Consider the following 22,521-nt stretch of genomic DNA (forward strand, 5'->3'; position numbering starts at 1 on the left):
CGTTAACCCTTCGCTAACCATAAAACTTCAGGTTTCGTTAACCATGAAAATTAACGGGGCATTTACCTCGGAATGTTCGCTATTCGTTCGTGCGGCCCTCCGAATCGGCTAGAAGGACAGACATGAACGAGATCATTTTCGTGGCTGGCGACTGGCCGGTTCGTGCCATCGACGCGCTAATCGGCTTCGGCGCCCTTGTCCTCATCCTGCTGGTGGCGATCGCCGTCGTGATCGCGCGCTCGGCGCGGCGCGGCGCGGAACTCGCGATGGCGCATGCCATCCGCGCCGACGAGCTCGAGGAGCGCCTCTCCCAGGTGCTGCATGCCCAGAGCGAGGCCTCGGGCCGGGTCGACGCCATGAGCCAGGCGCTGGCCGGCCGCCAGGCCGACATGGCGCGGGCGGTCAACGAGCGGCTGGATTCGGTGACCCATCGCGTCGGCCAGTCCATGGAAAACACCACTCGCAACACCATGGAGAGCCTGCGCGCGCTGCACGAGCGGCTCGGCATCATCGACAACGCGCACAAGAACCTCACCGACCTCACCACACAGGTGACGACCTTGCGCGATGTGCTCGCCAACAAGCAGTCGCGCGGCGCCTTCGGCCAGGCGCGGATGGAGGCGATCGTCCAGGATGGTCTGCCAAAAGCCGCCTACGAATTCCAGTTCACGCTTTCGACGGGCAAGCGGCCCGATTGCGTAGTGTTCCTGCCCGACCAGCGCCCGCTCTGCATCGACGCGAAATTCCCGCTGGAGGCGATGACCGCGCTGCACGACGCCCGCAGCGACGAGGAGAAGCGGATCGCCACGCAGCGGCTGCGCAGCGACGTGATGAAGCATGTCAGCGATATCGCCGAAAAATATCTCGTCACCGGCGAGACCCAGGAGATGGCGCTGATGTTCGTGCCGTCGGAATCGGTCTACGCCGAGATCCACGACGGCTTCGACGACATCATCCAGAAGGCCTATCGCGCCCGTGTGGTGCTGGTGTCGCCGTCGCTGTTGATGCTGGCGATCCAGGTGATGCAGCAGATCATGAAAGACGCGCGCATGCGCGATGCCGCCGACCAGATCCGCACCGAGGTGATCAAGCTCGGCGACGACCTCGGACGCCTGCGCGACCGCGTGACGAAGCTGCAGAAGCACTTCGCCGACGCGAATGAGGACGTTCGCCAGATTTTGATCTCTGCGGACAAGATCGAGAAACGCGCCGGGCGGATCGAGGAACTCGATTTCAGCAAGACCGACGCGCCCGAAGGCCCGCATCTGGTGGCGACCGGTGCGCCGGAACTGTTTCCGAGGAAGCTCCAGGCGGGGGAGTGACGCCGCGTCGTCATGGCCGGGCTTGTCCCGGCCATCCACGAACTTTTTAGCGGCACCAAGAACGTGGATGCCCGGGACAAGCCCGGGCATGACGAGCATTGTGGTGGCAGAGGCATCGCCCCCCAGAATCTGCTAACACCTCCTCATGAACGCACCCGACGCGACGTCCCCTGCCATCACCGACGCCCCCGCCACGTCGTGGCGCGACAGCCTGGCCGTTTACCTGCAGCCGCGCGTGCTGATCGTGCTGTTCCTCGGCTTCTCCTCGGGGCTGCCGCTGGCGCTGTCGGGCTCGACGCTGCTGGTGTGGATGCGGGAGGCGGGGGTCGATCTCGGGACGATCGGGCTGTTCGCCCTCGTCGGTACGCCCTACACGCTGAAATTCCTCTGGGCGCCGCTGGTGGATGCGCTGCATGTGCCGCTGTTCACGCGCGCGTTCGGGCGGCGACGCGGCTGGCTGCTGTTCTCGCAGCTATTGCTGATCGTCGCGATCCTGCTGCTGGCGCTGACCGATCCCGCGCGTTCGCCGTTCTATGTCGCGCTCGGCGCGCTGCTGGTCGCCACGATGTCGTCGACGCAGGATATCGTAGTCGACGCCTTCCGCGTCGAAAGCCTCCCCGAGAGCGAACAAGCCGCCGGCATGGCATCCTATGTCGCGGCCTACCGGATCGGCATGCTGGTCTCGACTGCGGGCGCGCTGTTCATCGTCTCGGGCTTCGAGAGCACCGGCATTCCGCGCACCTCGGCCTGGATGTGGGGCTATGTGGTGATGGCGGCGATGGTGCTGATCGGCACGGTCACCGCGCTGGCCGCGACCGAGCCCGAGCAATCGGCGCGGGCCGAGGCGGCGACCCAAACCGGGACCGCGTTCGCGCGCGTGCTACACGCCGCGATCGGTGCCTTCTCGGAATTTCTGGCGCGCAAGGACGCGCTTGCCGCGCTCGCCTTCGTCGTGCTGTTCAAGTTCACCGACGCGTTTTCCGGCACCATGACCGCGCCGTTCGTGATCGACCTCGGCTTCTCCCGCAACGATTATGCGGCGATCGTGAAGGGCGTGGGCCTCGCCGCGACGCTGATCGGCGGCTTTGCCGGCGGCTTCCTGGCCCGGCGCTACCCGCTGGCGACGTGCCTGTGGATCGGCGGCGTGGTGCAGGCTCTCGCGAACCTCTCTTTTTCATGGCTCGCCTTTATCGGCACCAGCCAATGGGCGCTCGCCTTCGCCATCACTTGCGAGAACTTCACCAGCGCCATCGGCACCGTGATCTTCGTCGCCTATCTCTCCGCGCTGTGCCAGAACCCGCTGCACACGGCGACGCAATATGCGCTGCTCACCGCGCTCGCGGCCGTGGGACGCACCTATCTGTCGTCAGTCGCCGGCTATGTCGCCAAGGCGACCGGCTGGCCGCTGTTCTTCGTGATCTGCGTGCTGGTGGCGATCCCGAGCCTGATCCTGCTGACATGGCTGCAGAAGCGCAGGCATTTTGAGGCGCTGGGGCCGGTAAGGGTGTAGCGCCCCCTACTGCTTCTTGATGATGCTCCACTTCGTGACCACGGCTTCGCTCATCTGGCCGGGATCGCTGGCACAGGCGACCTCGTCGACCTTGATCGAGATTTCCTTGCCGACGAACGTCTTCAGCTGCGCGGCCTGGGCATCGCCGCTCGGAACGAGCTGGAACGTCTCCGGCCCCGTCTCGAGATTGCAGAGCCCGCTCGGCGGCGGCAGGCGGCGCGGCTCGGAGGTGATCTGGTAGGTCGCGATTCGCTTGCCGGCGTTCTTGACGTCGCGCACCTTCATTGCGTTCAACTCGCCCGAGAGCACGTCTCCGGTGTTGATCGGCTTGCCGGGCTTTGACGGCGGCGGAGCTTCGTCGCCCTGCGCGGAGAGCGCCGGGGTCGCCAGCAGCGTCATCGTCGCGACCAAAGCCAATCGTGTGGCGAATCGTTTCGTCATGTCGTCCGTTCCGTAGGTCTGGATGGCTAGAACAAGGTTCGCTGCCGCATCGCGGCCGATAGCGTACCTTCGTCAAGATAATCAAGCTCGCCACCGACCGGCACACCGTGCGCCAGCCGGGTTACTTTTACGTTGGCGTCCTGAAGCAGGTCGGTGATGTAATGCGCCGTGGTCTGGCCGTCGACCGTGGCATTCAGCGCCAGGATGACTTCGTGCACTTCGGCCGCATGTGCACGCGCGACCAGCGCGTCGATGGTGAGGTCCTGCGGACCGACGCCGTCGAGCGGCGACAAGGTCGCGCCCAGCACATGGTAGCGCCCCTGAGTCGCATTGGCCCGCTCTAGCGCCCAGAGATCGGCGACGTCGGCGACGACGACGATGATGGCGGGATCGCGCCGCGGATCGGTGCAGACCGTGCAGGGATTCTGCGTGTCGATGTTGCCGCAGGTCTTGCAGACCTGGACCTTGTCGAGCGCGACCTGCAGGGCGGAGGTCAGCGGCATCATCAGCGCTTCGCGCTTCTTGATCAGATGCAATGCCGCACGCCGCGCGGAGCGCGGGCCGAGGCCCGGCAGCCGTGCGAGAAGCTGGACCAGCCGCTCGATTTCGGGACCCGCAACAGCGCCCATATTACTGGCCGAACAGCCCCGACAGGCCCGGCGGCAGGCCGAGCCCGCCGGTGAGCGACTGCATCTTCTCCTGCACCGCCGTCTCCGCCTTGCGGCGGGCATCGCCAAGCGCGGTGACGAGCAGGTCTTCCAGCACCTCGCGCTCTTCCGCCTTCATCAGCGAGGGATCGATCTTGATGCCCTTCACGTCCATCTTCGCGGTCATGCGCACGGCGACGAGACCGCCGCCGGAGATGCCCTCGACTTCCACATTGGCGAGCGCGTCCTGCATCTCCTGCATCTTGGATTGCAGTTGCGCCGCCTGCTTCATCATGCCGAGAAAGTCAGCCATTGGTGTTCGTCCTTGGAAAGGTCGGCTCAGAGATCGTCGTCGGCTTCGGAACCGTCGGGCGGATCGTCACTGCCATAGTCCGCGTTAATATTGGATTCCGGCGTCTCGGGGGCAAGCCTGCGGACCTCGACGACCTTTGCACCGGGGAAGCGCGACAGCACCTCCTGCACGCGCGGATCGGCCTCGGCGGTGCGCGCATGTTCCTGCTTCGCCGCCTGGTTCACCGAACGCAGCGTAGGCTGGCCCTGCTCGTTGGAGACGATTACGGTCCAGCGCCGGCCGGTCCACAACTCGAACTTGCGCGCGAGCTCGGTGATCATGGTCTTGGAGGCGTTGGGCTCGAGCGCGACTTCGAGCCGGCCCTCCTCGAAACGGACGAGGCGCATGTCGGATTCGAGCGCGCTCTTGGTCATGAGGTCGCGCCTCTGCCCGGCGAGCGCGACCAGCTGGGTAAAGCTCGTGACGCGGAGCACGGGCGCGGCGGCCTGCGGATCCGGCGCGGGCGCCGCCATCTGCGGCCGGGCCGCACCGCCGCCGAACGACGACGACGAGGTCGGCATGCGAACCGGCGCCGCAGAGGCAACGGGCGCCGACGGCGCGCTGCGCGCGGCACTGCCGCCGCTCACGACCGGCGAGCCGCCGCCGTTCTGCTCCAGCATCCTGAGGGCTTCATCGGGCGTCGGCAGATCGGCGACATAGGCGATGCGGACCAGCACCATCTCGGCGGCCGCCGCGGGGCGCGTCGCGGCCTGCACTTCGGTGATGCCCTTGAGCAGCATCTGCCACATCCGCGACAGTACGCGCATCGAGATTTTCGAGGCAAAATCCCGTGCGCGGACCCGTTCGGTCTCGCCATAGGCGACGTTGTCGGCGGTCGCCGGCACGATCTTCACGCGGGTGACGAAATTGACGAATTCGGCAAGGTCGGAGAGCACGACGATCGGATCGGCGCCGACATCGTACTGGTCGCGGAACTCCTTGAACGCGGACGCGATGTCGCCGCGCGCCAGCGAATCGAACAGGTCAATGACGCGGGTGCGATCCGCGAGTCCCAGCATCTGCCTGACGGCATCGGCCTTCACGGCGCCTGCCGCATGCGCGATCGCCTGGTCGAGCAGCGACAGCGAATCGCGCACGGAGCCTTCGGCGGCGCGCGCGATGATGCCGAGTGCTTCCGGCTCGATCTCGACGTTTTCCTTGCCGGCGATGTTGGCGAGGTGCTTCATCAGCACGTCGGCCTCGACGCGGCGCAGGTCAAAGCGCTGGCAGCGCGACAGCACCGTGACCGGAACCTTGCGGATCTCGGTCGTCGCGAACACGAACTTGGCGTGCTCCGGCGGCTCCTCCAGCGTCTTCAGGAAGGCGTTGAACGCCGCCGTCGACAGCATGTGGACTTCGTCGATGATGTAGACCTTGTAGCGGGCGCTGGCCGGCGCATAGCGTACGCTGTCATTGATCTGGCGGACGTCGTCGACGCCGGTGTGCGAGGCCGCGTCCATCTCCAGCACGTCCATGTGCCGGCTTTCCATGATCGCCTGGCAATGCACGCCCAGCGTCGGCATGTGGATGGTGGGGCCCTTCACCGAGCCGTCCGGCATCTCGTAGTTGAGCGCACGGGCGAGGATGCGCGCGGTGGTGGTCTTGCCGACTCCGCGGACGCCGGTGAGGATCCAAGCCTGCGGAATCCGTCCGGTCTCGAACGCATTGGAGACGGTGCGGACCACGGCCTCCTGGCCGATCAAATCATCAAAAGAGGACGGGCGATATTTGCGCGCCAGCACCCGGTACGGCGTGCCAGCCTGGCCGGCGCTGTCAGGATTGGAAGGGGCGCCAGCGTCGGTCATCGGTCGATCCGCAATGGAAGTGTCTCTCGCCGGCTCTTGCGGAAAGGAGCGCGCTGGCGGCTCGAGCCGCCGGCGCAATTCGCTCGGAAAAACAAGTAGGAGACTGACGAGCGACCCGATCCGGACCTCGTTAGGGCTGCTTCCTTCCGGACCTGACCCGGTTGGCGAGTGGCTCGTCCACCGCCAATCTCCCGGTCCCTATTTGGGGCCAAAAGGGCGGGAAAGCAAGCGGGGATCGGCTTGAACCGCTTGATCTTGCCCAGCATCCGGGCAATTCCGGTTCTGCCCAGCCGATAGGCTGTGCTTTCGCTGATAGGGCCGCCTTGGTATGAACGCTGCCGGAACTCCACCCAACCAGAAAAGCGATTGATCCCAATGGTTACACGTCGTGATGTTGCATCGATTGTCGGACTTGGCGCCATTGGCGCGGTGACCGCGAGCGCGCTGGCCTCGCCGGCCGTGGCCCAGGCGGCCGATCCCAACGAATCGACCTTCGCCCGCATCCGCCGTACCAAGAAGATGCGGATCGGCGCGGTCGGCGGCGGCGCGCCCTACTACATGAAGGACCTCGCCAGCGGCCAGTGGAAGGGCTTCTACATCGACATCGCCAAGGGTCTTGCCGACGACATGGAAGCCGAGCTCGAGATCACCGAGACCACCTGGGGCAATTCGGTGCTGGATCTGCAGTCCAACAAGATCGACATCTTCTTCGGCCTCAATCCGACCCCGAAGCGCGCGCTGGTGGTCGACTTCTCTGTGCCGGTCTTCAACAACGCGTTCGGCATCCTCTGCAAGAAGGACTTCAAGCCGAAGAGCTGGGCCGAGCTGAACTCGCCCGACATCAAGATCGCGGTCGACCAGGGCTCCTCGCACGACCAGGTCGTCAGCCGCCTGACGCCGAAGGCGCAGATCTCGCGCCTCAAGACCGCCGACGACGCCACCGCAGCGCTGCAGACCGGCCGCGTCGATGCGCAGTGCCTGATCACCATGCTGTCGCTGACCGTGCTGAAGAAGAATCCCTCGCTCGGCCAGTTCGTGCTGCCGACGCCGATCTTCGCGACCACGTCGAATGCCGGCTTCCGCCGCGAGAACGACAAGACTTTCCGCGACTACGTCAACACCTGGATCGACTTCAACAAGGGCCTCGGATTCATCCGTAACGCCATCATCACCAACATGGAGCTGGTCGGCGTGACCGAGGCGGACATTCCGCCGGGCGTTTCATTGTAAGGTTTGATGAGCGCCTGAAGTCTCCGCATCGTCATGGCCGGGCTTGTCCCGGCCATCCACGCCTTACCCCCGGCACCAAGAACGTGGATGCCCGGGACAAGCCCGGGCATGACGACCAATTTCTGGGCGACATCGGATACGAGTAACACACACATGTATCAGTGGGACTTCGGCATCCTCTGGAGCTATCGCTGGCTCTTTCTCAACGGGCTCGGCGTCACCGTCGGCTTCACCGTGGTCATCGTCGTGCTCGGGCTGGTGTTCGGCCTGTTCGGAGCGTTCGGCAGCCTGTCGCGCTTCAAGGCAGTGCGCCTGCTGGCCCTCACCTTCATCGAGGCGTTCCGCTGCACGCCGATCCTGGTGCAGCTGATCTGGTTCTATTACGCGCTGCCGATCCTGGCCGGCGTCGAGATGACGCCGATCACGGCCTCGGCGCTGGCGCTGTCGCTCTACGGCGGCTCGTTCTATTCGGAGATCATCCGTGGCGGCATCATCTCGATCGACAAGGGGCAGTCCGAAGCCGGCGCGGCGCTCGGCATGACGCCCGGCCAGAGCATGCGGCGCATCGTGCTGCCGCAGGCGATCAAGCGCATGATCCCGGCGCTGATGAATCAGTCGATCATCCAGTTCAAGAACACCTCGCTGGTCTCGGTGCTGGCGGTGCCTGATCTGGTCTACCAGAGCCAGGTCGCCGCCCATGACAGCTACCGGCCGCTGGAGACCTACACCGCGGTCGCGGTCGCCTATGCGGCGATCCTGATTCCGCTCACAATCCTTGTCCGCCGCGGCGAGAAGCGACTGGCGGTCAGCGAATGAGCGACATTTCGAAAATCGAGATTCGCGGCCTGCGCAAAAGCTTTGGCGACAACGAGGTCTTGAAGAACATCAACCTCGACGTGCCCAAAGGCGGCGTCGTGGCGCTGATCGGTCCGTCAGGCTCGGGCAAATCGACGCTGCTCCGCTGCATCAATTTGCTGGTCGTGCCCGACGGCGGCAGTGTCCGCGTCGGCGATACCAGCTTTTCGTTCGGCGACGGTTCGACGCTGCCGAACGTGAGGACGCTGGCGAAATTCCGCGCCACCACCGGCATGGTGTTCCAGCATTTCAACCTGTTCCCGCACATGACGACGCTCCAGAACGTGATGGAGGGACCAGTCACGGTGCGGCGCATGGCCAAGGCCGACGCCGAGAAGCTCGCGCGGGCGCAGCTCGCCAAGGTTGGCCTCGCCGAGAAGGCCGACCAATATCCGGCGACGCTCTCCGGCGGCCAGAAGCAGCGCGTCGCGATCGCGCGCGCGCTGGCGATGGAGCCTGACGTCATGCTGTTCGACGAGGCCACCTCGGCACTCGATCCCGAACTCGTCGGCGAGGTGCTTGCCGTGATCCAGCAACTGGCGTCCGAGGGCATGACCATGGTGATCGTGACCCACGAGATCGCCTTTGCCCGTGAGGTCGCCGACCGCCTGATCTTCATGCGCGACGGCATCGTGGTCGAGGAAGGCCCGGCGCGGCAGGTGATCGACAATCCGCAGGAAGCGGCGACGCGCGCCTTCCTCAGCCATTTCCACCGCACCGGCGCATTGCCACCGGCCAACGCAGCAACCTGATGCCTGATATCAACCGTGCCTATCTCGTGACCGGTGCTGCCAGCGGCATCGGCCGCGCCACTGCAAAGCTGCTTGCTGCGCCCGGCATCGCTTTGCTGCTGCATACCCGCTCGAACGCGGCCGGCCTCGACGCCACTGCGGCCGACGCCGAAACGAAGGGGGCCGTCGTCGCGAAATGCCTCGGCGATCTCGCCGAGGAGACCGCGGTCACCGATGCCATCGCGGCAACGCAACGCGCCTTCGGCCGGCTTGACGGATTGATCCTGGTCGGCGGCCATGCCCGCCGCGGCAGCGCGATCGGCACGCCGACGGATCAGTTCCGCCAGGCGATGGACGAATCCGCACTGGCCTTCACGCGGCTGGTCGATACCGCGCTGCCGCTGCTGCGCGCCGGGGCCGACGCGCGGATTGTTGCCGTGTCGTCGTTCGTCGCGCACGCGATCCGGCCGGAGTTCGCACCGTTTGCTGCGACGGCTGCCAGCCGCGCTGCACTGGAAGCGCTGGTGCGCCTCACCGCGATCGAGCTTGCCAAGGACGGCATCACCGTCAACGCGGTTGCGCCGGGCCTCATCATCAAGGACAAGCCGGGCGAGAGCCGGCTGTCACCCGAGCAGATCGCCACGACCGAGGCGCTGATCCCGATGCGCCGCCGCGGGCGGCCGGACGAGGTCGCCGAGATCATCGCCTTCCTGGCATCGCCCAAAGCATCCTACGTCACCGGCCAGGTCTGGCACGTCAATGGAGGCCTGACATGACCGAAGCGACCGTTGAACGTATCAGGCTGTTCCTGATCGAAAGCCCGATCAAGATGGCCCGCCTGCAGGGCGTCGGCAACGTCAAGGGCACGGTGAAACGTGTCCTGCTTGAGCTCACCGCGAGCGACGGCGTGATCGGCTGGGGCGAGGCGGCACCGTGGGAGGTGTTCACGGGAACGCCGGAAGCGGCGTTCTCCGCGCTCGACATTTATTTAAGGCCAATCGTGCTCGGCAAGCCGGTGCGCCGCATCCGCGCGCTGATGGCCGAGCTCGACCGCGCATTGGTCGGGCACGCCGAAGCGAAAGTCGCGATCGAGATGGCGCTGCTCGACATCGTCGGAAAATCGTCGAGGCTCTCGGTCGCCGACCTGCTCGGCGGCCGGGTGCGCGACACGATTCCCCTCTCCTTCTCGATCGCCGATCCCGATTTCGCCGCCGATCTCGAACGCATGCGGAAAATGGTTCCGGACGGGAACGTGATCTACAAGGTCAAGACCGGGGTGAAGCCGCATCGCGAGGACCTCGAGCATCTCGAGGCGATCCGCAACGAGTTCGGCGACAAGGTCGACCTTCGCGTCGACTACAATCAGGCCTTGGCGCCGTTCGGCGCCATCAAGATCCTGCGCGACGTCGAGCAGTTCGCGCCGACCTTCATCGAGCAGCCGGTACCGCGCAAATATCTCGACGTGATGGCGCAGCTCACCGCGGCGCTGGAAACGCCCGTGCTCGCCGACGAAAGCTGCTTCGATCGCCGCGACATGATGGAGGTGGTGCGGCGCGAGGCGGCCGACGCCGTCTCGATCAAACTGATGAAGGCCGGCGGCCTGTTCGAGGCCCAGGCGATCATGGCGATCGCCGATATCGCCGGCCTGCCCGGCTATGGCGGCACGCTATGGGAGGGCGGCATCGGGCTGGCCGCCGGCACACAGCTCATCGCGGCGACGCCGGGGATCTCGCTCGGCTGCGAGTTCTACATGCCGCATCATGTACTGACCGAGGACGTGCTGGAAGAGCGAATCGCCAACCGCGCCGGTCATGTGGTGGTGCCGGATGGGCCCGGCCTCGGCATCCGCGTCAGCGAAGCCTCGGTCCGCGCCAACGCGCGGGTGCTGGCGGAGGCGTAGGCGCCCCGTCATTCCGGGGGTACGCAGCGCGAGCCCGGAATCCATAACCAGGGAAGTAGTCTTCGCGCGAGCTGGTTCACCACGAATCTTCGCCAAACTTCTCCCTGTGGTTATGGGTCCCGGGTTCGCGCTTTGCGCGCCCCGGGACGACAGCGGAGCATGCCGCCCCCGCGGCCCCTAACCTTCCCCTCTGGGACTCGGTATCGTATGGTCCGACCAAACAAGCCCGACCCCATCGGGCCATCCGGAAACGCATATGTCCGAACCCGCCTGGTCGCTGCACTCCCGCCTGAAAGAGGACACCATCGACATCGGCGATTTGCCGCTGTCGAAGGTGCTGGTCATCAAGGACGCGCATTATCCCTGGCTACTGCTGGTGCCGCGGCGACCCGATGCGGTCGAGATCATCGACCTCGACGAGGTCCAGCAGGCGCAACTGATGACGGAGATTTCCCGCGTCTCGCGCGCGCTGAAGGAGATCACCAGATGCGACAAGCTGAACATCGCGGCGCTCGGCAACCTCGTGCCGCAGCTTCACGTGCACATCATCGCGCGCCGCACCGGTGACGCCGCCTGGCCGAGGCCGGTCTGGGGTGTGATGCAGCCTCTGGCGCATGATGCCACCGAGGTGCAGAATTTCATCAGCGCGCTTCGCAAGAAAATCTGGTTGGGTTGAAAGAACAATAATGTCAGCATTCGACTCGTTTCCGCTGGGACAGCCGGCCTTCGTCACCAACATCCTCGATCGCGCCGCGCATCTGCGCCGCGACGACGAAAAGCTGTTCGCGATGGAGCAGAAGCCGTCGTCGCGCGCCTATGTCGTCTACCGCGACTCGCTGCTGGTGAAGCGCGAGGGCGAACAGGTGCGCGCTCTGCTGGGACTCGACGAGGCGCTGAAATGTGGTGCCAATCCCGGCACGATCTTTCTGGGGCTTCGCGACGGCGCCGCGATGTTCGGCATGGGCCTGTCGCAGGCCGCTGCCGAGAAACTGGTCGGGCGCGAGGACTACACCGTCACCGAGCTGCGTGGCATGGCGATGCAGGGCGCGATCCCGCCGCAGGAGCTTTCGGCGGTCGCGATGGCGAAGTCGATGGTGAGCTGGCATCAGCGCCACGGCTATTGCGCCAATTGCGGCAGCCGCAGCGCGATGAAGGAAGGCGGCTGGAAGCGCGAATGCCCGACCTGCAAGGCGGAGCATTTTCCCCGCACCGATCCGGTCGTGATCATGCTGGTCGCTTCCGGCGAGAAGTGCCTGCTCGGCCGCCAGAAGCAGTTTCCGCCGGGCATGTATTCCTGCCTCGCCGGCTTCGTCGAGGCCGCCGAGACCATCGAGGACGCCGTGCGCCGCGAGATCCTGGAAGAGTCCGGCATCAGCTGCACCGACGTGCAATACTACATGACCCAGCCATGGCCCTACCCGTCATCGCTGATGATCGGCTGCAGCGCGCGGGCGCTGAACGAAGACATCGTCGTCGACCATTCCGAGTTGGAGGATGCGCGCTGGTTCACGCGCGAGGAGGCGGCCCTGATGCTGACGCGGACGCACCCGGACGGCCTCGCCGGCCCGCATCCCTTCGCGATCGCCCATCATCTGCTCGGCCGCTGGGTGCACGACAAGAGCGGCTCCTGAGCGGAGACCGTCGATGGCCGGGATCGCCCCGCGCATCCTCTGCGTCGGCATTCCCGTGCGCGACCTCACCTTTCGTGTCGAGACCGTGCCCGACCGCGGCAGCAAGGCCAACGCCAGCCATTTCGCCGAGATCTGCGGCGGCAATGCGCTCAATGCCGCGATCGCGATTGCCCGGCTCGGCGGCCAAGTCTCGTTCGCCGGACCGATGGGCGACGTGGGGGAAACATCGAGCGCCTTCATTCTTGAGCGGATGGCGCAGGAGGGCATCGAGACCACGCACATCGTGCGTATGCCGGGTCTCGCGACGCCGGTCTCCGCGATCATGATCGAGCCCTCCGGCGAGCGGACACTCACGATCTATCGCGATCCCGGCCTTTGGAGCGTGAGCCTGCCCGATGTCGAGGAGCTGCTGGCGGATTGCCAGGCGGTTCTGGTCGAGAGCCGCTGCGCCGCTTTCTGTACCGACCTCTGTGTCGAAGCACGCCGCCGCGGCATTGCCGTCGTCGTCGGCGTCGATCGCGCGATGGCACTGACCGATGGCCTGCTCACGGCGGCCTCGCACCTGCTGTTCGCCAGTGCGCAGCTGCAGGAGACCACCGGCGTGGCCGATGACGGCGAAGCCTTGCGACATCTGTCGCGGCTGACGCCGGCCTTTCTGGCCGCGACGCGCGGCCCGCGCGGCGCCATCTGGTTGGACGAAACGGGCGAGTTGGACGAGACACCGGCGTTTCCGGTCGAAGCCATCGATACACTTGGCGCCGGAGACGTCTTCCACGGCGCTTTCACGCTTCGCCTCTCCGAAGGGGCCGATGTGCGGGAGGCACTGCGATTCGCCGCGGCGGCCGCAGCATTGAAATGCACCCGCCATGGCGGCGGGCTCGCCGCCCCGCAGCGCCTTGAAATTGAAGAGATTTTACGTGGTTACCGAGAGCCAACGCTAAACGCACCGCCAAGATTATAGACTTGCGATAGAAGATTTTTCTATATATGAGGGAAAGCAACCCTCATAATGGAACAAAGTTCTTCCAATGACTGATGTAGCCCTCCAGGTTCCCGAGACCAGCCGTCGCCTCGACGCCATCGACCGCAAGATCCTGATGGTGCTCCAGGATGATGCCTCCCTGTCCGTCGCCGAGATCGGCGACCGCGTCGGGTTGTCATCGACCCCCTGCTGGAAGCGCATCCAGCGGCTCGAGGCGGACGGCGTGATCATCAAACGGGTGGCGCTGGTCGATCAGAACAAGATCGGGCTCGGCATCTCCGTGTTCGTGTCGGTGGAGAGCGCCGACCATTCGGACGCCTGGCTGAAGAAGTTCGCCGAGGCCGTCAGCGCGATGCCGGAAGTGATGGAATTCTACCGGATGGCCGGCGACGTCGACTACATGCTGCGCGTCGTGGTCGCGGACATGCAGGCGTATGACATCTTCTACAAGAAGCTGATCAGCGCGGTGCCGCTGAAGAATGTCACCTCGCGCTTTGCGATGGAGAAGATCAAGTCCGTGACCACGCTGCCGATCCCGGCAGTGGTTACGGCCTGAGTCTCACGCCGGCTGAAACACCGGCAGCGCGACATTGACCCGCGTACCTCCGCCGGGGGCCGCGGCAATACCGATCGTTCCGCCATGCGCCTCGACCAGGCTGCGCACCACGGCGAGGCCGAGGCCGGCGCCGCCGGTTGCACGGTTGCGGGACTTCTCCAGCCGAAGGAACGGTTCCAGCACGGCCTGGCGCTGATCGTCGGGAATGCCGGCCCCCTCGTCGTCGATCGACACGACGACGGCACCGTCCTTCAACGCGGTCCTGACATGCGCGGCATGGCCATAGGCGAGCGCGTTGTCGATGATGTTGGCGAGGATTCGCCGTAGCGCCAGCCGGTCGCCAAGCACGACCGCATTCCGCACGCGCTCATCAATGACCAGATCGACCGGTGCGCCCTGAGCGCGCCGGTCGTGCACCTCGACGGCGACCAGCGCGGCCAGCTCCACCATTTCCTGCGACAGGCCGCCGGCGCCGGCGCGCGTCGACAACAGCGCGTCGTCGAGCAGCCGGATCATGTCGTCGATATCGGCAACCGCCCGCTGCCGCTCGGCATCATCGGGGATGTGCTCGACCCGCAGCCGCAGCCGTGTCGCAAAAGTCCTGACGTCATGGGCGATACCCCCGACCAGCGTCATGCGAGCCCGCAGCATCTCCGCAAGCCGCCCCTGCAAGCGGTTGAACGCGGCGATAACGGCGCGGATTTCCGGCGCACTGCGACGCGCATCCGGCAGCGGCGGCGGATCGGCCGACAGGTCGACGCGATCGACCGCCGCGGCGAGTTGCGCCAGCGGCCGCGTCTCGCGCTGCATGACAAGGAGCGCCAGCAGCGCCACGATTGATCCGAACAGGCCCGCGCCGAAACCGACCGGCAGGCCGAACGGCGTGACCGGCAGGCGGGTATAGGCATCGACGATCAGCATCTCGCCGCTGCGCAGGCCGATGCGGAATTCGATCGCGTTGGCCATCAGCCGCGCGAGGCGGGGAAACCAGCGGCTGGCGCGATGGTCGGGCGGCGACACGATTTCGACCGGGCGCCCCGCTAAACCCGCGGCATAGGTCTCGCGCAATTGTTGCTGCGGCGGCGGCGTCTCTCCGTTGACCGGCGCGCCATCCGGCGCAATTCGAACCTTGAACTGCGGCGACGACACGGCATCGAGCACAGACCGCCGCTCGCCGGCGGCCGTCCGCTCGACCAGCGTCGCGAGCGCATCGAGACGCGCAGGCGAGGGCCGCGTCAGCTCGTTCTCCTGCACGGTGGTCCGGTAGAAGATCGCCATGATCACAGTCATCACCACCGTGAACCCGATCAGCCCGATCAGGGCCAGCCGCGCGGCAAGCGTCACCCGCAGCATCACGACACCTGCCTGACGGTCGCGGTGAACAGATAGCCGCCGTTGCGCACCGTCGTGATCAGGTTGGAGCCGGGGCTTGCAGCATCGAGCTTGCGGCGCAGCCGCGAGATCAGCATGTCCACCGTGCGGTCGAACGGCTCCGCCGAACGGCCACGGGTCCAGTCGAGGATCTGGTCGCGCGTGAGCACCCGGCGCGGCCGCTGCACGAAACAGCCCAGCAGGTCGAACTCGGCGCTCGTCAGTTGCAGTGCAGCCGTCTCGGCCTCCGGCGTCTCCACACTGCGGGAATCGAGATCGATCACGAACCGGTCGAATGCGAAGCGGCGAACCAGGGGCCTCGGCGACGTACCGTTGGCGCGACGCAAAATGGCGCGAACCCGCGCCAGCAGCTCGCGAGGCCCGAACGGCTTTGCAAGATAATCGTCGGCCCCCATCTCGAGGCCGACGACGCGATCGATCTCGTCGCTCTTGGCGGTGAGCATCAGGATCGGGATGGAATCGTCGGCACGCAGGCGGCGGCAGATCGAAAGCCCGTCCTCGCCCGGCAGCATCAGGTCGAGGATCACGAGATCGGGCCGCAGGCGCTGGAGCATGGCATCCATCGCCTTGCCGTCGCCGACGCAAGCGACCTCGAAGCCCTCGCGCCGCATGAAATCGGCGACGAGGCGGCTGATCTCGGGATCGTCCTCCACCATGAGAATCGTGGCCGATTGGGTGTTCATCGCCACATTCTGGATGACATGGCGGCGCGCGCAAGCCCGCAGGGGCCGATGTTACACACTGTTACACGCAGCCGACAAAGTCATAACAATCGTTTCGTCCCGGCCAAGCAGAAACGACGCGGCGCCCCCAGTCTCCTCGCATGGCTTCCGCCCACGGAACGCCCCCACCGTCAAGGAGACGACACCATGACCAGATTTCTTCTCTCCACCCTCGTCATCGGCGCGCTTTCGGTCGCGGCCGCCGCGGACGCCAATGCCTGGACGCGGTCCGCGACCGCGAACGGTCCTCGTGGGACGTCGAGCGTCACCGCGACGGGCGGCTGCGCCAATGGAAGCTGCTCGCGCAACGTCACGCGCACGGGTCCTGCCGGCAACACCTACACCCGCAGCGGCACGATCTCGCGCTGACCTCACCACGGCCGTCGTCGCGCCAGCCCCCGCGCGGCGACGGTCGATCGCACCGGACCAGAAAGGCCAATTCCCATGCCATCCATCTTCGGCTCTACATCGCTCACACGAGCCGCAATCGTCATCGCTCTCGGTGTCGCCGCCTCGACGCCCTCGCTCGCCCAATCCCAATTGCAGACCCAGCTGACCCCGCAGATGCGCAGCGAAGCGCGCGCGGTCATGCAGGCCTGCCGCACCGACTTTGACCGGCTGTGCAGCGACGTCACACCGGGTGGCGGACGCATCCTTGCCTGCCTGCAATCCCACGCCGGCCAGCTCACATCTCCCTGCGCGCAAGCCCTGCCACGCGCGCAGGCGCTCAGGGACAGCACCGGCGGCGCGCCGAAATAGGAGGCCACCATGGGTTACGCGTCAATCCTGCTCGACCCGACGTTCCGCCGCGTGATCCTGGCCACCGCGGTCGGCCTGATGTTGCTCGAATACGGTATCGGCCGGCTGGCGCATCGCGAGACCCACGACTGGCGCGAGAGCGTCGCATCTTTCGGCGTCGCACTGGGGCAGAACGTGCTGCGCGCGATCGAGGCCGGAGTTCTCGCCGTGCCGTTCGCGTTCTTCTACGAGCATCGCCTGTTCGATTTCGCGCAGACCAGCCCGCCCGCGCTTGCGGGATTATTTCTCGGCAGCGAGTTTCTCTATTACTGGCAGCATCGGGCGTCGCACCGCATTCGCTGGATGTGGGCAACTCATGCGGTGCATCACTCGACGACGCGATTGAACCTCACGGCGGCGATCCGGCTCGGCTGGACCGGCAACGTCTCCGGAAATTTCCTGTTCTTCCTGCCGCTCTCGCTGATCGGATTTCATCCCTTCGCGATCGTGACCATGCTCGGGATCAACCTACTCTACCAGTTCTTCATCCATAGCGACTTCGGGCCAAACCTCGGCGTGCTCGAATGGGTGCTCAACACGCCCGCCCATCATCGTGTCCACCATGCCTGCAACGCACCGTGCCTCGACAGGAACTATGGCGGCATCCTGATCGTGTTCGATCGCCTGTTCGGGACCTTTGCGGAGCATCCTGGAGACCAGCCGCTTCGTTTCGGCCTCGTCGGTGGCACGCCGTCCTTCAATCCGATCCGGATCGCGCTGGGCGAGTGGGTCGCCATGCTTGGCGATGCCTGGAGAGCGCGCGGCACGAGCGCGAAGCTGCGCGCACTGTTCGGGCCGCCAAGCGGTTGAGCGCCCGCAGGCGCTCAGATCTTCTGATTGTACTCGCCGACCTCGGGATGGGTGCGCAGCACGCTGTTCACCATCTCGAACATGTCGTGCATGCGCTGCTCGGAGACCGGGCTCTCGACCACGACGACGAGCTCGGGCTTATTGGAGGAGGCTCGCACCAAGCCCCAGCTGCCGTCCTCGACCGTGACGCGCACGCCGTTGACGGTGACGAGATCGCGGATCGCCTGGCCACCGATCTTCGCAACCTTCGCCTGTAAATCCTCGAAATGCTTCACGACCTGATCGATGACGCCGTATTTGACCTCGTCGGCGCAATGCGGCGACATCGTCGGCGATGACCAGGTCTTTGGCAGCGCGTTCTTCAGATCCGCCATCGACTTGCCGGGCGCACGGTCGAGCATGTCGCAGATCGCGAGCGCCGAGACCAGGCCGTCGTCATAGCCGCGTCCATATGGCTTGTTGAAGAAGAAGTGGCCGGACTTCTCGAAGCCGGCGAGCGCGCCGGTCTCGTGGGTGCGGCGCTTCATGTAGGAATGACCGGTCTTCCAATAGGTGGTCTTGGCGCCCTGCTTCTGCAACACCGGATCGGTGATGAAGAGGCCGGTCGACTTCACGTCGACGATGAACTGCGCGTCCTTGTGGATCGCCGACATGTCGCGCGCCAGCATCACGCCGACCTTGTCGGCGAAGATTTCCTCGCCGGTGTTGTCGACGACGCCGCAGCGGTCGCCGTCACCGTCGAAGCCGAGACCGACATCGGCCTTGTGCTGCAGCACCGCATCACGGATCGCGTGCAGCATCTCCATGTCTTCGGGATTGGGGTTGTATTTCGGGAAGGTGTAGTCGAGCTCGGTGTCGAGCGGGATCACCTCGCAGCCGATCGCCTCCAGCACCTGCGGCGCGAATGCGCCGGCGGTGCCGTTGCCACAGGCCGCGACGACCTTGAGCTTGCGCGTCAGCTTCGGACGGCTGGTGAGATCGGCGATGTAACGCGCCGGATAGTTTTCGTGGAACTGGTAGGAGCCGCCGGCCTTGTTCTTGAAATCGGCGTTGAGCACGATCTCCTTCAGCCGCGTCATCTCGTCGGGGCCGAAGGTCAGCGGGCGATTGGCACCCATCTTCACGCCGGTCCAGCCATTGTCGTTGTGCGAAGCGGTGACCATGGCGCAGCAGGGCACGTCGAGATCGAACTGCGCGAAGTAGGCCATCGGCGTCACGGCAAGCCCGATGTCGTGCACCTTGCAGCCTGCCGCCATCAGGCCGGAGATCAGCGCGTATTTGATCGAGGCCGAGTAGCCGCGGAAATCATGGCCGGTGACGATCTCCTGGCCGACGCCGAGCTCCGCGATCAGCGCACCCAGCCCCATGCCGAGCGCCTGCACCCCCATCAGGTTGATTTCCTTCTGGAACAACCAGCGCGCGTCGTATTCGCGGAAACCCGTGGCCTTCACCATCGGCTCGGATTCGAAGGCGTAGGTGTTGGGCAACAATACGGATTTCGGCTTGGGAAACATTGAGACGGTCTCGTGAAAATGGCGGGAATTGGTGCAGCCTTAGCGAATGCCGGGCCGCAGCGGAAGGCGGGATTGGCGCCTTATGGATGATAATTGCGGCAGTTTGGTAACGGGGGAAATCTGACCGCGGGAGCAGTCAAAACAGAGACGTTTTTTGAAATATAAGGTCGCAGGAGCCTCTGGAGACCCCTTACTGCTCCAGCACCATTTGGCCGTTGGCGTACTCAAAACGCTTGAGGCGTGACAGGAAGGACAGGCCGAGCAGGTTCTCGGACAGCGCCTCGTCGGGCAGCACCATGGCGTCGACGTCGCGCACGATCAGGCCGCCGACCTCCAGCATGGCGATACGGGTGCGGGCAGCCTTGATGGTGCCGTTGGCGGTGGAGACGGTGGCGTTGTATTCGCCGCGCGAGGGCCGCAGGCCGAAGCGGGCGGCGGAGGTTTGGTTCAGCGCGACCACGGAAGCGCCGGTGTCGATCATGAAGCCGATGCGCTGGCCGTCGATGCGGCCTTCGGTCTGGAAATGGCCGCGACCGTCGCGGGGGATATTGAGGCTGCGGCCACCGGAGGTGGCCGCGACGGCGACCGTGGTCCGCGGTGCTGACGTCGCGGAGGCGGAACTCATCCTGTCCGCCATCTGCGCCATGTACGTGCCGAGACCGATCAGCACGGCCGCGATGATCATAATGTTACGCATCACACCACTTCCGAGCCGAAAGCCCGATTTGACCACGCGCCGCGCCGGTCCGCGAGCGACGCCGCGGCATGGCCGGTGTCATTTTGACGAAAAGGATGAGCGAACGGTTAATGCGCGTCGTGGCTTCTCACGTCCCGCGCGGCTTCACCCGCCGGGTCGGCAGCGCACTTGCCGGATCCTCCGGCCAAGGATGGCGCGGATAACGGCCGCGCAGGTCGGAGCGCACGCCGGCGTAACTGCCGCGCCAGAAACCGGGGAGATCGCGCGTCACCTGCACCGGGCGCTGCGCCGGCGACAGCAATTCCAGCACCAGCGGCACCTTGCCGGCGGCGATCGACGGATGGGTGTTGAGGCCGAACAATTCCTGCAGCCGCACCGCGATAGTCGGGCCCTGCTCGGCCTCGTAATCGATCGCAAGCACGGTGCCGGTCGGCGCCTCGAAATGCGTCGGCGCCTCGCGATCGAGACGCGCGCGCATCTCCCAGGGTAGCAGCGCCATCAGCGCATCTGAGAGATCGCCGGCCGAGATGTCCTTGAGCGCGATCTTGTCGTAGAGGGCCGGCACCAGCCAATCGTCACGCCGCGCGATCAGCCCGGCGTCCGACAGGTCAGGCCAGCTGTCACCCTCGGCCTTGCGCAGGAACATGACGCGATCTCGCCATTGCTTTGCAGCCTTCGACCAGGGCAACCGATCGAGGCCCGCGGCGATCAGACCCTCGGCAAAGATCCGCGCGGTGTCCTCCGACGGCGAGACCCCAAGCGTCGCCTCGGATAGCGTGATCGCGTGCAGCATCCGCTTGCGCCGCGCCCGCAGCGCCATCGCGCCGCGATCGAAGGAAATGTCGTCGACGGTTTCGATATGCTCGGCGAAGTGCCGCTCGATCTCGTCCTGCGTGATTTGCGCCGCCAGCAATATGCGGCCGCTCGCCGCCGTTCCCGTCATTTCGCCGATCGCGATATAGGGCGCGCGGGCGAGCGATGAGGTCTGCTCGACGGCGGCACCGCGGCCGTTGGCGAGAACGAAGCTGCCGTTGCCGCGGTTGCGCGCAACGCGATCCGGGAAGGCGTAGGCGAGCATCAGGCCGGTGGAGAGATCCTCCTGCGACCCTGCCTTTTCCGACGCCGCGACCTGGGAGGCCCAGCGCCGCGCCAGATCGCGCGCACTGGTGGCCCGCGGCGAACGGTCGCGGCGGAACTGGTCGCGCCGGTGCTCGAGATCGGCGCTGTCGCCCCCTAACCCGCGTTCGGTGAGAATGGCGGCGATCTCGGCGGCGGCTTCGCCCTCGCCTGCGCGATGTGAATCCACGATCATGCGCGCCAGCCGCGGCGGCAACGCCAGCGCGCGCAGGCTCTTGCCTTCCGCGGTGATACGACCATCGCCGTCGAGCGCGTTGAGCTCGGAAAGCAGGCTTTTCGCCTCCTTCCAGGCCGGCTGCGGCGGCGGATCAAGGAACGACAGCGCGGCAGGATCGGAGACGCCCCATTGCGCGAGATCGAGCACCAGCGAGGACAGGTCGGCACTCAAAATTTCAGGCTGGGTGTAGGGCGCGAGCGAGGAGGTCTGCGGCTCGTCCCAGAGCCTGTAGCAGATGCCCGGCTCGGTACGGCCGGCACGCCCGCGGCGCTGATCCGCCGCCGCGCGCGAAACGCGTACAGTTTCGAGCCGGGTCAGGCCGATGTCCGGTTCGTAGCGCGGCACGCGGGCGAGACCGGAATCGACCACGATGCGGACACCCTCGATGGTGAGTGACGTCTCCGCGATCGAGGTCGCCAGCACCACCTTGCGCGTGCCCTTCGGCGGGGGTGAGATCGCGCGGTCCTGCACAGCGGCGTCGAGCGCCCCAAACAGAGGCACAATCTCGATGCTGGCATCCTGAACGCGCTCGGCCAGAAAATTCTGGGTGCGGCGGATTTCGGCGGCGCCCGGCAGGAACGCCAGCACGGAGCCGCCATCGGCGCGCAGAGCCGAGGCGATCGCATCCGCCATCTGCCGCTCGACCGGCGCATCGGCCTTGCGGCCGAGATAGCGCGTCTCGACCGGAAAAGCACGGCCTTCGCTCTCGACGACAGGCGCGTCGCCCAGCAGCTTTGCGACGCGCGCACCGTCGAGCGTCGCCGACATCACCAGGATGCGCAGATCCTCGCGCAGGCCGGTTTGCGCATCGCGTGCCAGCGCGAGGCCCATATCGGCATCGAGCGAGCGCTCGTGGAATTCGTCGAACAGGATTGCGGCAATGCCCGAGAGTTCGGGATCGTCGAGAATCTGGCGGGTGAAGATGCCCTCTGTCACCACCTCGATGCGGGTCGCGCGCGAGATTTTCGAGCCGAAGCGGACGCGGTAACCGACGGTTTCGCCGGCGCGCTCATGAAGCGACTTGGCCATGCGATCGGCACTGGCGCGCGCGGCGATACGGCGCGGCTCCAGGACGATGATCTTCTTGCCCTTGGCCCAGGGCGCATCGAGCAGCGCCAGCGGCACACGAGTGGTTTTGCCAGCGCCCGGAGGGGCTACGAGCACGGCGGCGTTGTGCGCCTCCAGCGTGCGCGAGAGGTCGTCGAGCACGGCATCGATTGGGAGGGGCGTGTCGAAGCTGCGGGGCAAGAAATTATCCGGTCGTCATGGCCG

The 22,521-nt window shown here is 65.8% G+C and carries 23 protein-coding genes and 1 other RNA gene; 14 read left to right on the plus strand and 10 right to left on the minus strand.

Annotated features, from left to right (window positions below):
• Positions 1–122 precede the first annotated feature (122 nt).
• Entirely contained in the window at positions 123–1,322 is a 1,200-nt protein-coding gene (locus FNV92_RS33025; RefSeq protein WP_168213445.1) for a DNA recombination protein RmuC, read from the plus strand.
• Positions 1,323–1,467: 145 nt separating this feature from the next.
• On the plus strand, positions 1,468–2,832 hold the full coding sequence (locus tag FNV92_RS33030; protein WP_143842952.1) for an AmpG family muropeptide MFS transporter: 1,365 nt from the start codon (positions 1,468–1,470) through the stop codon (positions 2,830–2,832).
• Between the two features lie 6 nt (positions 2,833–2,838).
• On the opposite strand, the gene FNV92_RS33035 is transcribed toward FNV92_RS33030, so the two are convergent.
• From FNV92_RS33035 to ffs, 5 genes are all read right to left on the minus strand, one after another.
• A complete protein-coding gene (locus tag FNV92_RS33035) occupies positions 2,839–3,273 on the minus strand; it encodes a hypothetical protein (protein WP_143842951.1) in 435 nt (144 codons plus the stop codon).
• A 26-nt stretch (positions 3,274–3,299) separates the two neighbouring features.
• Complete coding sequence (gene recR / locus FNV92_RS33040) at positions 3,300–3,902, minus strand: recombination mediator RecR (protein WP_143842950.1); 603 nt, start codon at positions 3,900–3,902, stop codon at positions 3,300–3,302.
• Between the two features lies 1 nt (position 3,903).
• Positions 3,904–4,233, minus strand: coding sequence for a YbaB/EbfC family nucleoid-associated protein (locus FNV92_RS33045; protein WP_015689078.1), 330 nt, complete (start codon positions 4,231–4,233; stop codon positions 3,904–3,906).
• 26 nt (positions 4,234–4,259) lie between these two features.
• A complete protein-coding gene (locus FNV92_RS33050; RefSeq protein ID WP_143842949.1) occupies positions 4,260–6,077 on the minus strand; it encodes a DNA polymerase III subunit gamma/tau in 1,818 nt (605 codons plus the stop codon).
• A gap of 95 nt (positions 6,078–6,172) precedes the next feature.
• Positions 6,173–6,269, minus strand: an RNA gene (gene ffs / locus FNV92_RS33055) — signal recognition particle sRNA small type.
• 183 nt (positions 6,270–6,452) lie between these two features.
• Between ffs and FNV92_RS33060 the strand changes: the two genes are divergently transcribed.
• From FNV92_RS33060 to FNV92_RS33100, 9 genes are all read left to right on the plus strand, one after another.
• Positions 6,453–7,307: a transporter substrate-binding domain-containing protein gene (locus FNV92_RS33060; protein WP_041748613.1), complete on the plus strand. Its 855-nt coding sequence runs from the start codon at positions 6,453–6,455 to the stop codon at positions 7,305–7,307.
• Positions 7,308–7,460: 153 nt separating this feature from the next.
• Complete coding sequence (locus FNV92_RS33065) at positions 7,461–8,123, plus strand: amino acid ABC transporter permease (protein ID WP_143846141.1); 663 nt, start codon at positions 7,461–7,463, stop codon at positions 8,121–8,123.
• Complete coding sequence (locus tag FNV92_RS33070; protein ID WP_143842948.1) at positions 8,120–8,914, plus strand: amino acid ABC transporter ATP-binding protein; 795 nt, start codon at positions 8,120–8,122, stop codon at positions 8,912–8,914. Before FNV92_RS33065 ends, FNV92_RS33070 begins: the two co-directional genes overlap by 4 nt.
• Entirely contained in the window at positions 8,914–9,669 is a 756-nt protein-coding gene (locus FNV92_RS33075; protein ID WP_143842947.1) for an SDR family NAD(P)-dependent oxidoreductase, read from the plus strand. The genes FNV92_RS33070 and FNV92_RS33075 overlap by 1 nt, the downstream gene beginning before the upstream one ends.
• Positions 9,666–10,793: a muconate cycloisomerase family protein gene (locus FNV92_RS33080; protein ID WP_143842946.1), complete on the plus strand. Its 1,128-nt coding sequence runs from the start codon at positions 9,666–9,668 to the stop codon at positions 10,791–10,793. The genes FNV92_RS33075 and FNV92_RS33080 overlap by 4 nt, the downstream gene beginning before the upstream one ends.
• Positions 10,794–11,049: 256 nt before the next feature.
• On the plus strand, positions 11,050–11,469 hold the full coding sequence (locus FNV92_RS33085) for an HIT domain-containing protein (RefSeq protein ID WP_015689085.1): 420 nt from the start codon (positions 11,050–11,052) through the stop codon (positions 11,467–11,469).
• Positions 11,470–11,479: 10 nt separating this feature from the next.
• Positions 11,480–12,424: an NAD(+) diphosphatase gene (nudC, locus tag FNV92_RS33090; protein ID WP_143842945.1), complete on the plus strand. Its 945-nt coding sequence runs from the start codon at positions 11,480–11,482 to the stop codon at positions 12,422–12,424.
• 13 nt (positions 12,425–12,437) lie between these two features.
• Entirely contained in the window at positions 12,438–13,385 is a 948-nt protein-coding gene (locus tag FNV92_RS33095) for a sugar kinase (RefSeq protein ID WP_143842944.1), read from the plus strand.
• 67 nt (positions 13,386–13,452) lie between these two features.
• Complete coding sequence (locus tag FNV92_RS33100) at positions 13,453–13,962, plus strand: Lrp/AsnC family transcriptional regulator (protein WP_143842943.1); 510 nt, start codon at positions 13,453–13,455, stop codon at positions 13,960–13,962.
• Positions 13,963–13,965: 3 nt separating this feature from the next.
• Here the strand turns inward: FNV92_RS33100 and FNV92_RS33105 are convergent, their stop codons facing one another.
• Complete coding sequence (locus FNV92_RS33105) at positions 13,966–15,315, minus strand: sensor histidine kinase (RefSeq protein WP_143842942.1); 1,350 nt, start codon at positions 15,313–15,315, stop codon at positions 13,966–13,968.
• Entirely contained in the window at positions 15,315–16,037 is a 723-nt protein-coding gene (locus FNV92_RS33110; protein WP_143842941.1) for a response regulator, read from the minus strand. The genes FNV92_RS33105 and FNV92_RS33110 overlap by 1 nt, the downstream gene beginning before the upstream one ends.
• A gap of 186 nt (positions 16,038–16,223) precedes the next feature.
• Here FNV92_RS33110 and FNV92_RS33115 point away from each other — a divergent pair, with 186 nt between their 5' ends.
• From FNV92_RS33115 to FNV92_RS33125, 3 genes are all read left to right on the plus strand, one after another.
• Entirely contained in the window at positions 16,224–16,445 is a 222-nt protein-coding gene (locus FNV92_RS33115) for a hypothetical protein (RefSeq protein WP_015689091.1), read from the plus strand.
• Between the two features lie 75 nt (positions 16,446–16,520).
• A complete protein-coding gene (locus FNV92_RS33120; RefSeq protein WP_143842940.1) occupies positions 16,521–16,835 on the plus strand; it encodes a cysteine rich repeat-containing protein in 315 nt (104 codons plus the stop codon).
• Positions 16,836–16,844: 9 nt separating this feature from the next.
• On the plus strand, positions 16,845–17,684 hold the full coding sequence (locus FNV92_RS33125; RefSeq protein WP_143842939.1) for a sterol desaturase family protein: 840 nt from the start codon (positions 16,845–16,847) through the stop codon (positions 17,682–17,684).
• A 14-nt stretch (positions 17,685–17,698) separates the two neighbouring features.
• On the opposite strand, the gene FNV92_RS33130 is transcribed toward FNV92_RS33125, so the two are convergent.
• From FNV92_RS33130 to hrpB, 3 genes are all read right to left on the minus strand, one after another.
• Complete coding sequence (locus FNV92_RS33130) at positions 17,699–19,198, minus strand: phosphomannomutase/phosphoglucomutase (protein WP_143842938.1); 1,500 nt, start codon at positions 19,196–19,198, stop codon at positions 17,699–17,701.
• 190 nt (positions 19,199–19,388) lie between these two features.
• Entirely contained in the window at positions 19,389–19,895 is a 507-nt protein-coding gene (locus tag FNV92_RS33135) for a TIGR02281 family clan AA aspartic protease (protein WP_168213444.1), read from the minus strand.
• Between the two features lie 127 nt (positions 19,896–20,022).
• Positions 20,023–22,497, minus strand: coding sequence for an ATP-dependent helicase HrpB (hrpB, locus tag FNV92_RS33140; RefSeq protein ID WP_168213443.1), 2,475 nt, complete (start codon positions 22,495–22,497; stop codon positions 20,023–20,025).
• Between the last annotated feature and the right edge of the window lie 24 nt (positions 22,498–22,521).

Origin of the sequence: Bradyrhizobium cosmicum (assembly GCF_007290395.2) — a bacterium.
GTDB lineage: Bacteria > Pseudomonadota > Alphaproteobacteria > Rhizobiales > Xanthobacteraceae > Bradyrhizobium > Bradyrhizobium cosmicum.

Bases quoted from the DNA above. Each gene is read 5' to 3' on its own strand.
- nudC (WP_143842945.1), top strand. From the start codon at position 11,480: ATGTCAGCATTCGACTCGTTTCCGCTGGGACAGCCGGCCTTCGTCACC.
- FNV92_RS33130 (WP_143842938.1), bottom strand. From the start codon at position 19,198: ATGTTTCCCAAGCCGAAATCCGTATTGTTGCCCAACACCTACGCCTTC.
- FNV92_RS33025 (WP_168213445.1), top strand. From the start codon at position 123: ATGAACGAGATCATTTTCGTGGCTGGCGACTGGCCGGTTCGTGCCATC.
- FNV92_RS33085 (WP_015689085.1), top strand. From the start codon at position 11,050: ATGTCCGAACCCGCCTGGTCGCTGCACTCCCGCCTGAAAGAGGACACC.
- FNV92_RS33030 (WP_143842952.1), top strand. From the start codon at position 1,468: ATGAACGCACCCGACGCGACGTCCCCTGCCATCACCGACGCCCCCGCC.
- FNV92_RS33075 (WP_143842947.1), top strand. From the start codon at position 8,914: ATGCCTGATATCAACCGTGCCTATCTCGTGACCGGTGCTGCCAGCGGC.
- FNV92_RS33080 (WP_143842946.1), top strand. From the start codon at position 9,666: ATGACCGAAGCGACCGTTGAACGTATCAGGCTGTTCCTGATCGAAAGC.
- FNV92_RS33050 (WP_143842949.1), bottom strand. From the start codon at position 6,077: ATGACCGACGCTGGCGCCCCTTCCAATCCTGACAGCGCCGGCCAGGCT.
- FNV92_RS33065 (WP_143846141.1), top strand. From the start codon at position 7,461: ATGTATCAGTGGGACTTCGGCATCCTCTGGAGCTATCGCTGGCTCTTT.
- FNV92_RS33125 (WP_143842939.1), top strand. From the start codon at position 16,845: ATGGGTTACGCGTCAATCCTGCTCGACCCGACGTTCCGCCGCGTGATC.
- FNV92_RS33120 (WP_143842940.1), top strand. From the start codon at position 16,521: ATGCCATCCATCTTCGGCTCTACATCGCTCACACGAGCCGCAATCGTC.
- recR (WP_143842950.1), bottom strand. From the start codon at position 3,902: ATGGGCGCTGTTGCGGGTCCCGAAATCGAGCGGCTGGTCCAGCTTCTC.
- FNV92_RS33035 (WP_143842951.1), bottom strand. From the start codon at position 3,273: ATGACGAAACGATTCGCCACACGATTGGCTTTGGTCGCGACGATGACG.
- FNV92_RS33045 (WP_015689078.1), bottom strand. From the start codon at position 4,233: ATGGCTGACTTTCTCGGCATGATGAAGCAGGCGGCGCAACTGCAATCC.
- FNV92_RS33105 (WP_143842942.1), bottom strand. From the start codon at position 15,315: ATGCTGCGGGTGACGCTTGCCGCGCGGCTGGCCCTGATCGGGCTGATC.
- FNV92_RS33060 (WP_041748613.1), top strand. From the start codon at position 6,453: ATGGTTACACGTCGTGATGTTGCATCGATTGTCGGACTTGGCGCCATT.
- FNV92_RS33070 (WP_143842948.1), top strand. From the start codon at position 8,120: ATGAGCGACATTTCGAAAATCGAGATTCGCGGCCTGCGCAAAAGCTTT.
- FNV92_RS33100 (WP_143842943.1), top strand. From the start codon at position 13,453: ATGACTGATGTAGCCCTCCAGGTTCCCGAGACCAGCCGTCGCCTCGAC.
- FNV92_RS33135 (WP_168213444.1), bottom strand. From the start codon at position 19,895: ATGCGTAACATTATGATCATCGCGGCCGTGCTGATCGGTCTCGGCACG.
- FNV92_RS33110 (WP_143842941.1), bottom strand. From the start codon at position 16,037: ATGAACACCCAATCGGCCACGATTCTCATGGTGGAGGACGATCCCGAG.
- FNV92_RS33115 (WP_015689091.1), top strand. From the start codon at position 16,224: ATGACCAGATTTCTTCTCTCCACCCTCGTCATCGGCGCGCTTTCGGTC.
- FNV92_RS33095 (WP_143842944.1), top strand. From the start codon at position 12,438: ATGGCCGGGATCGCCCCGCGCATCCTCTGCGTCGGCATTCCCGTGCGC.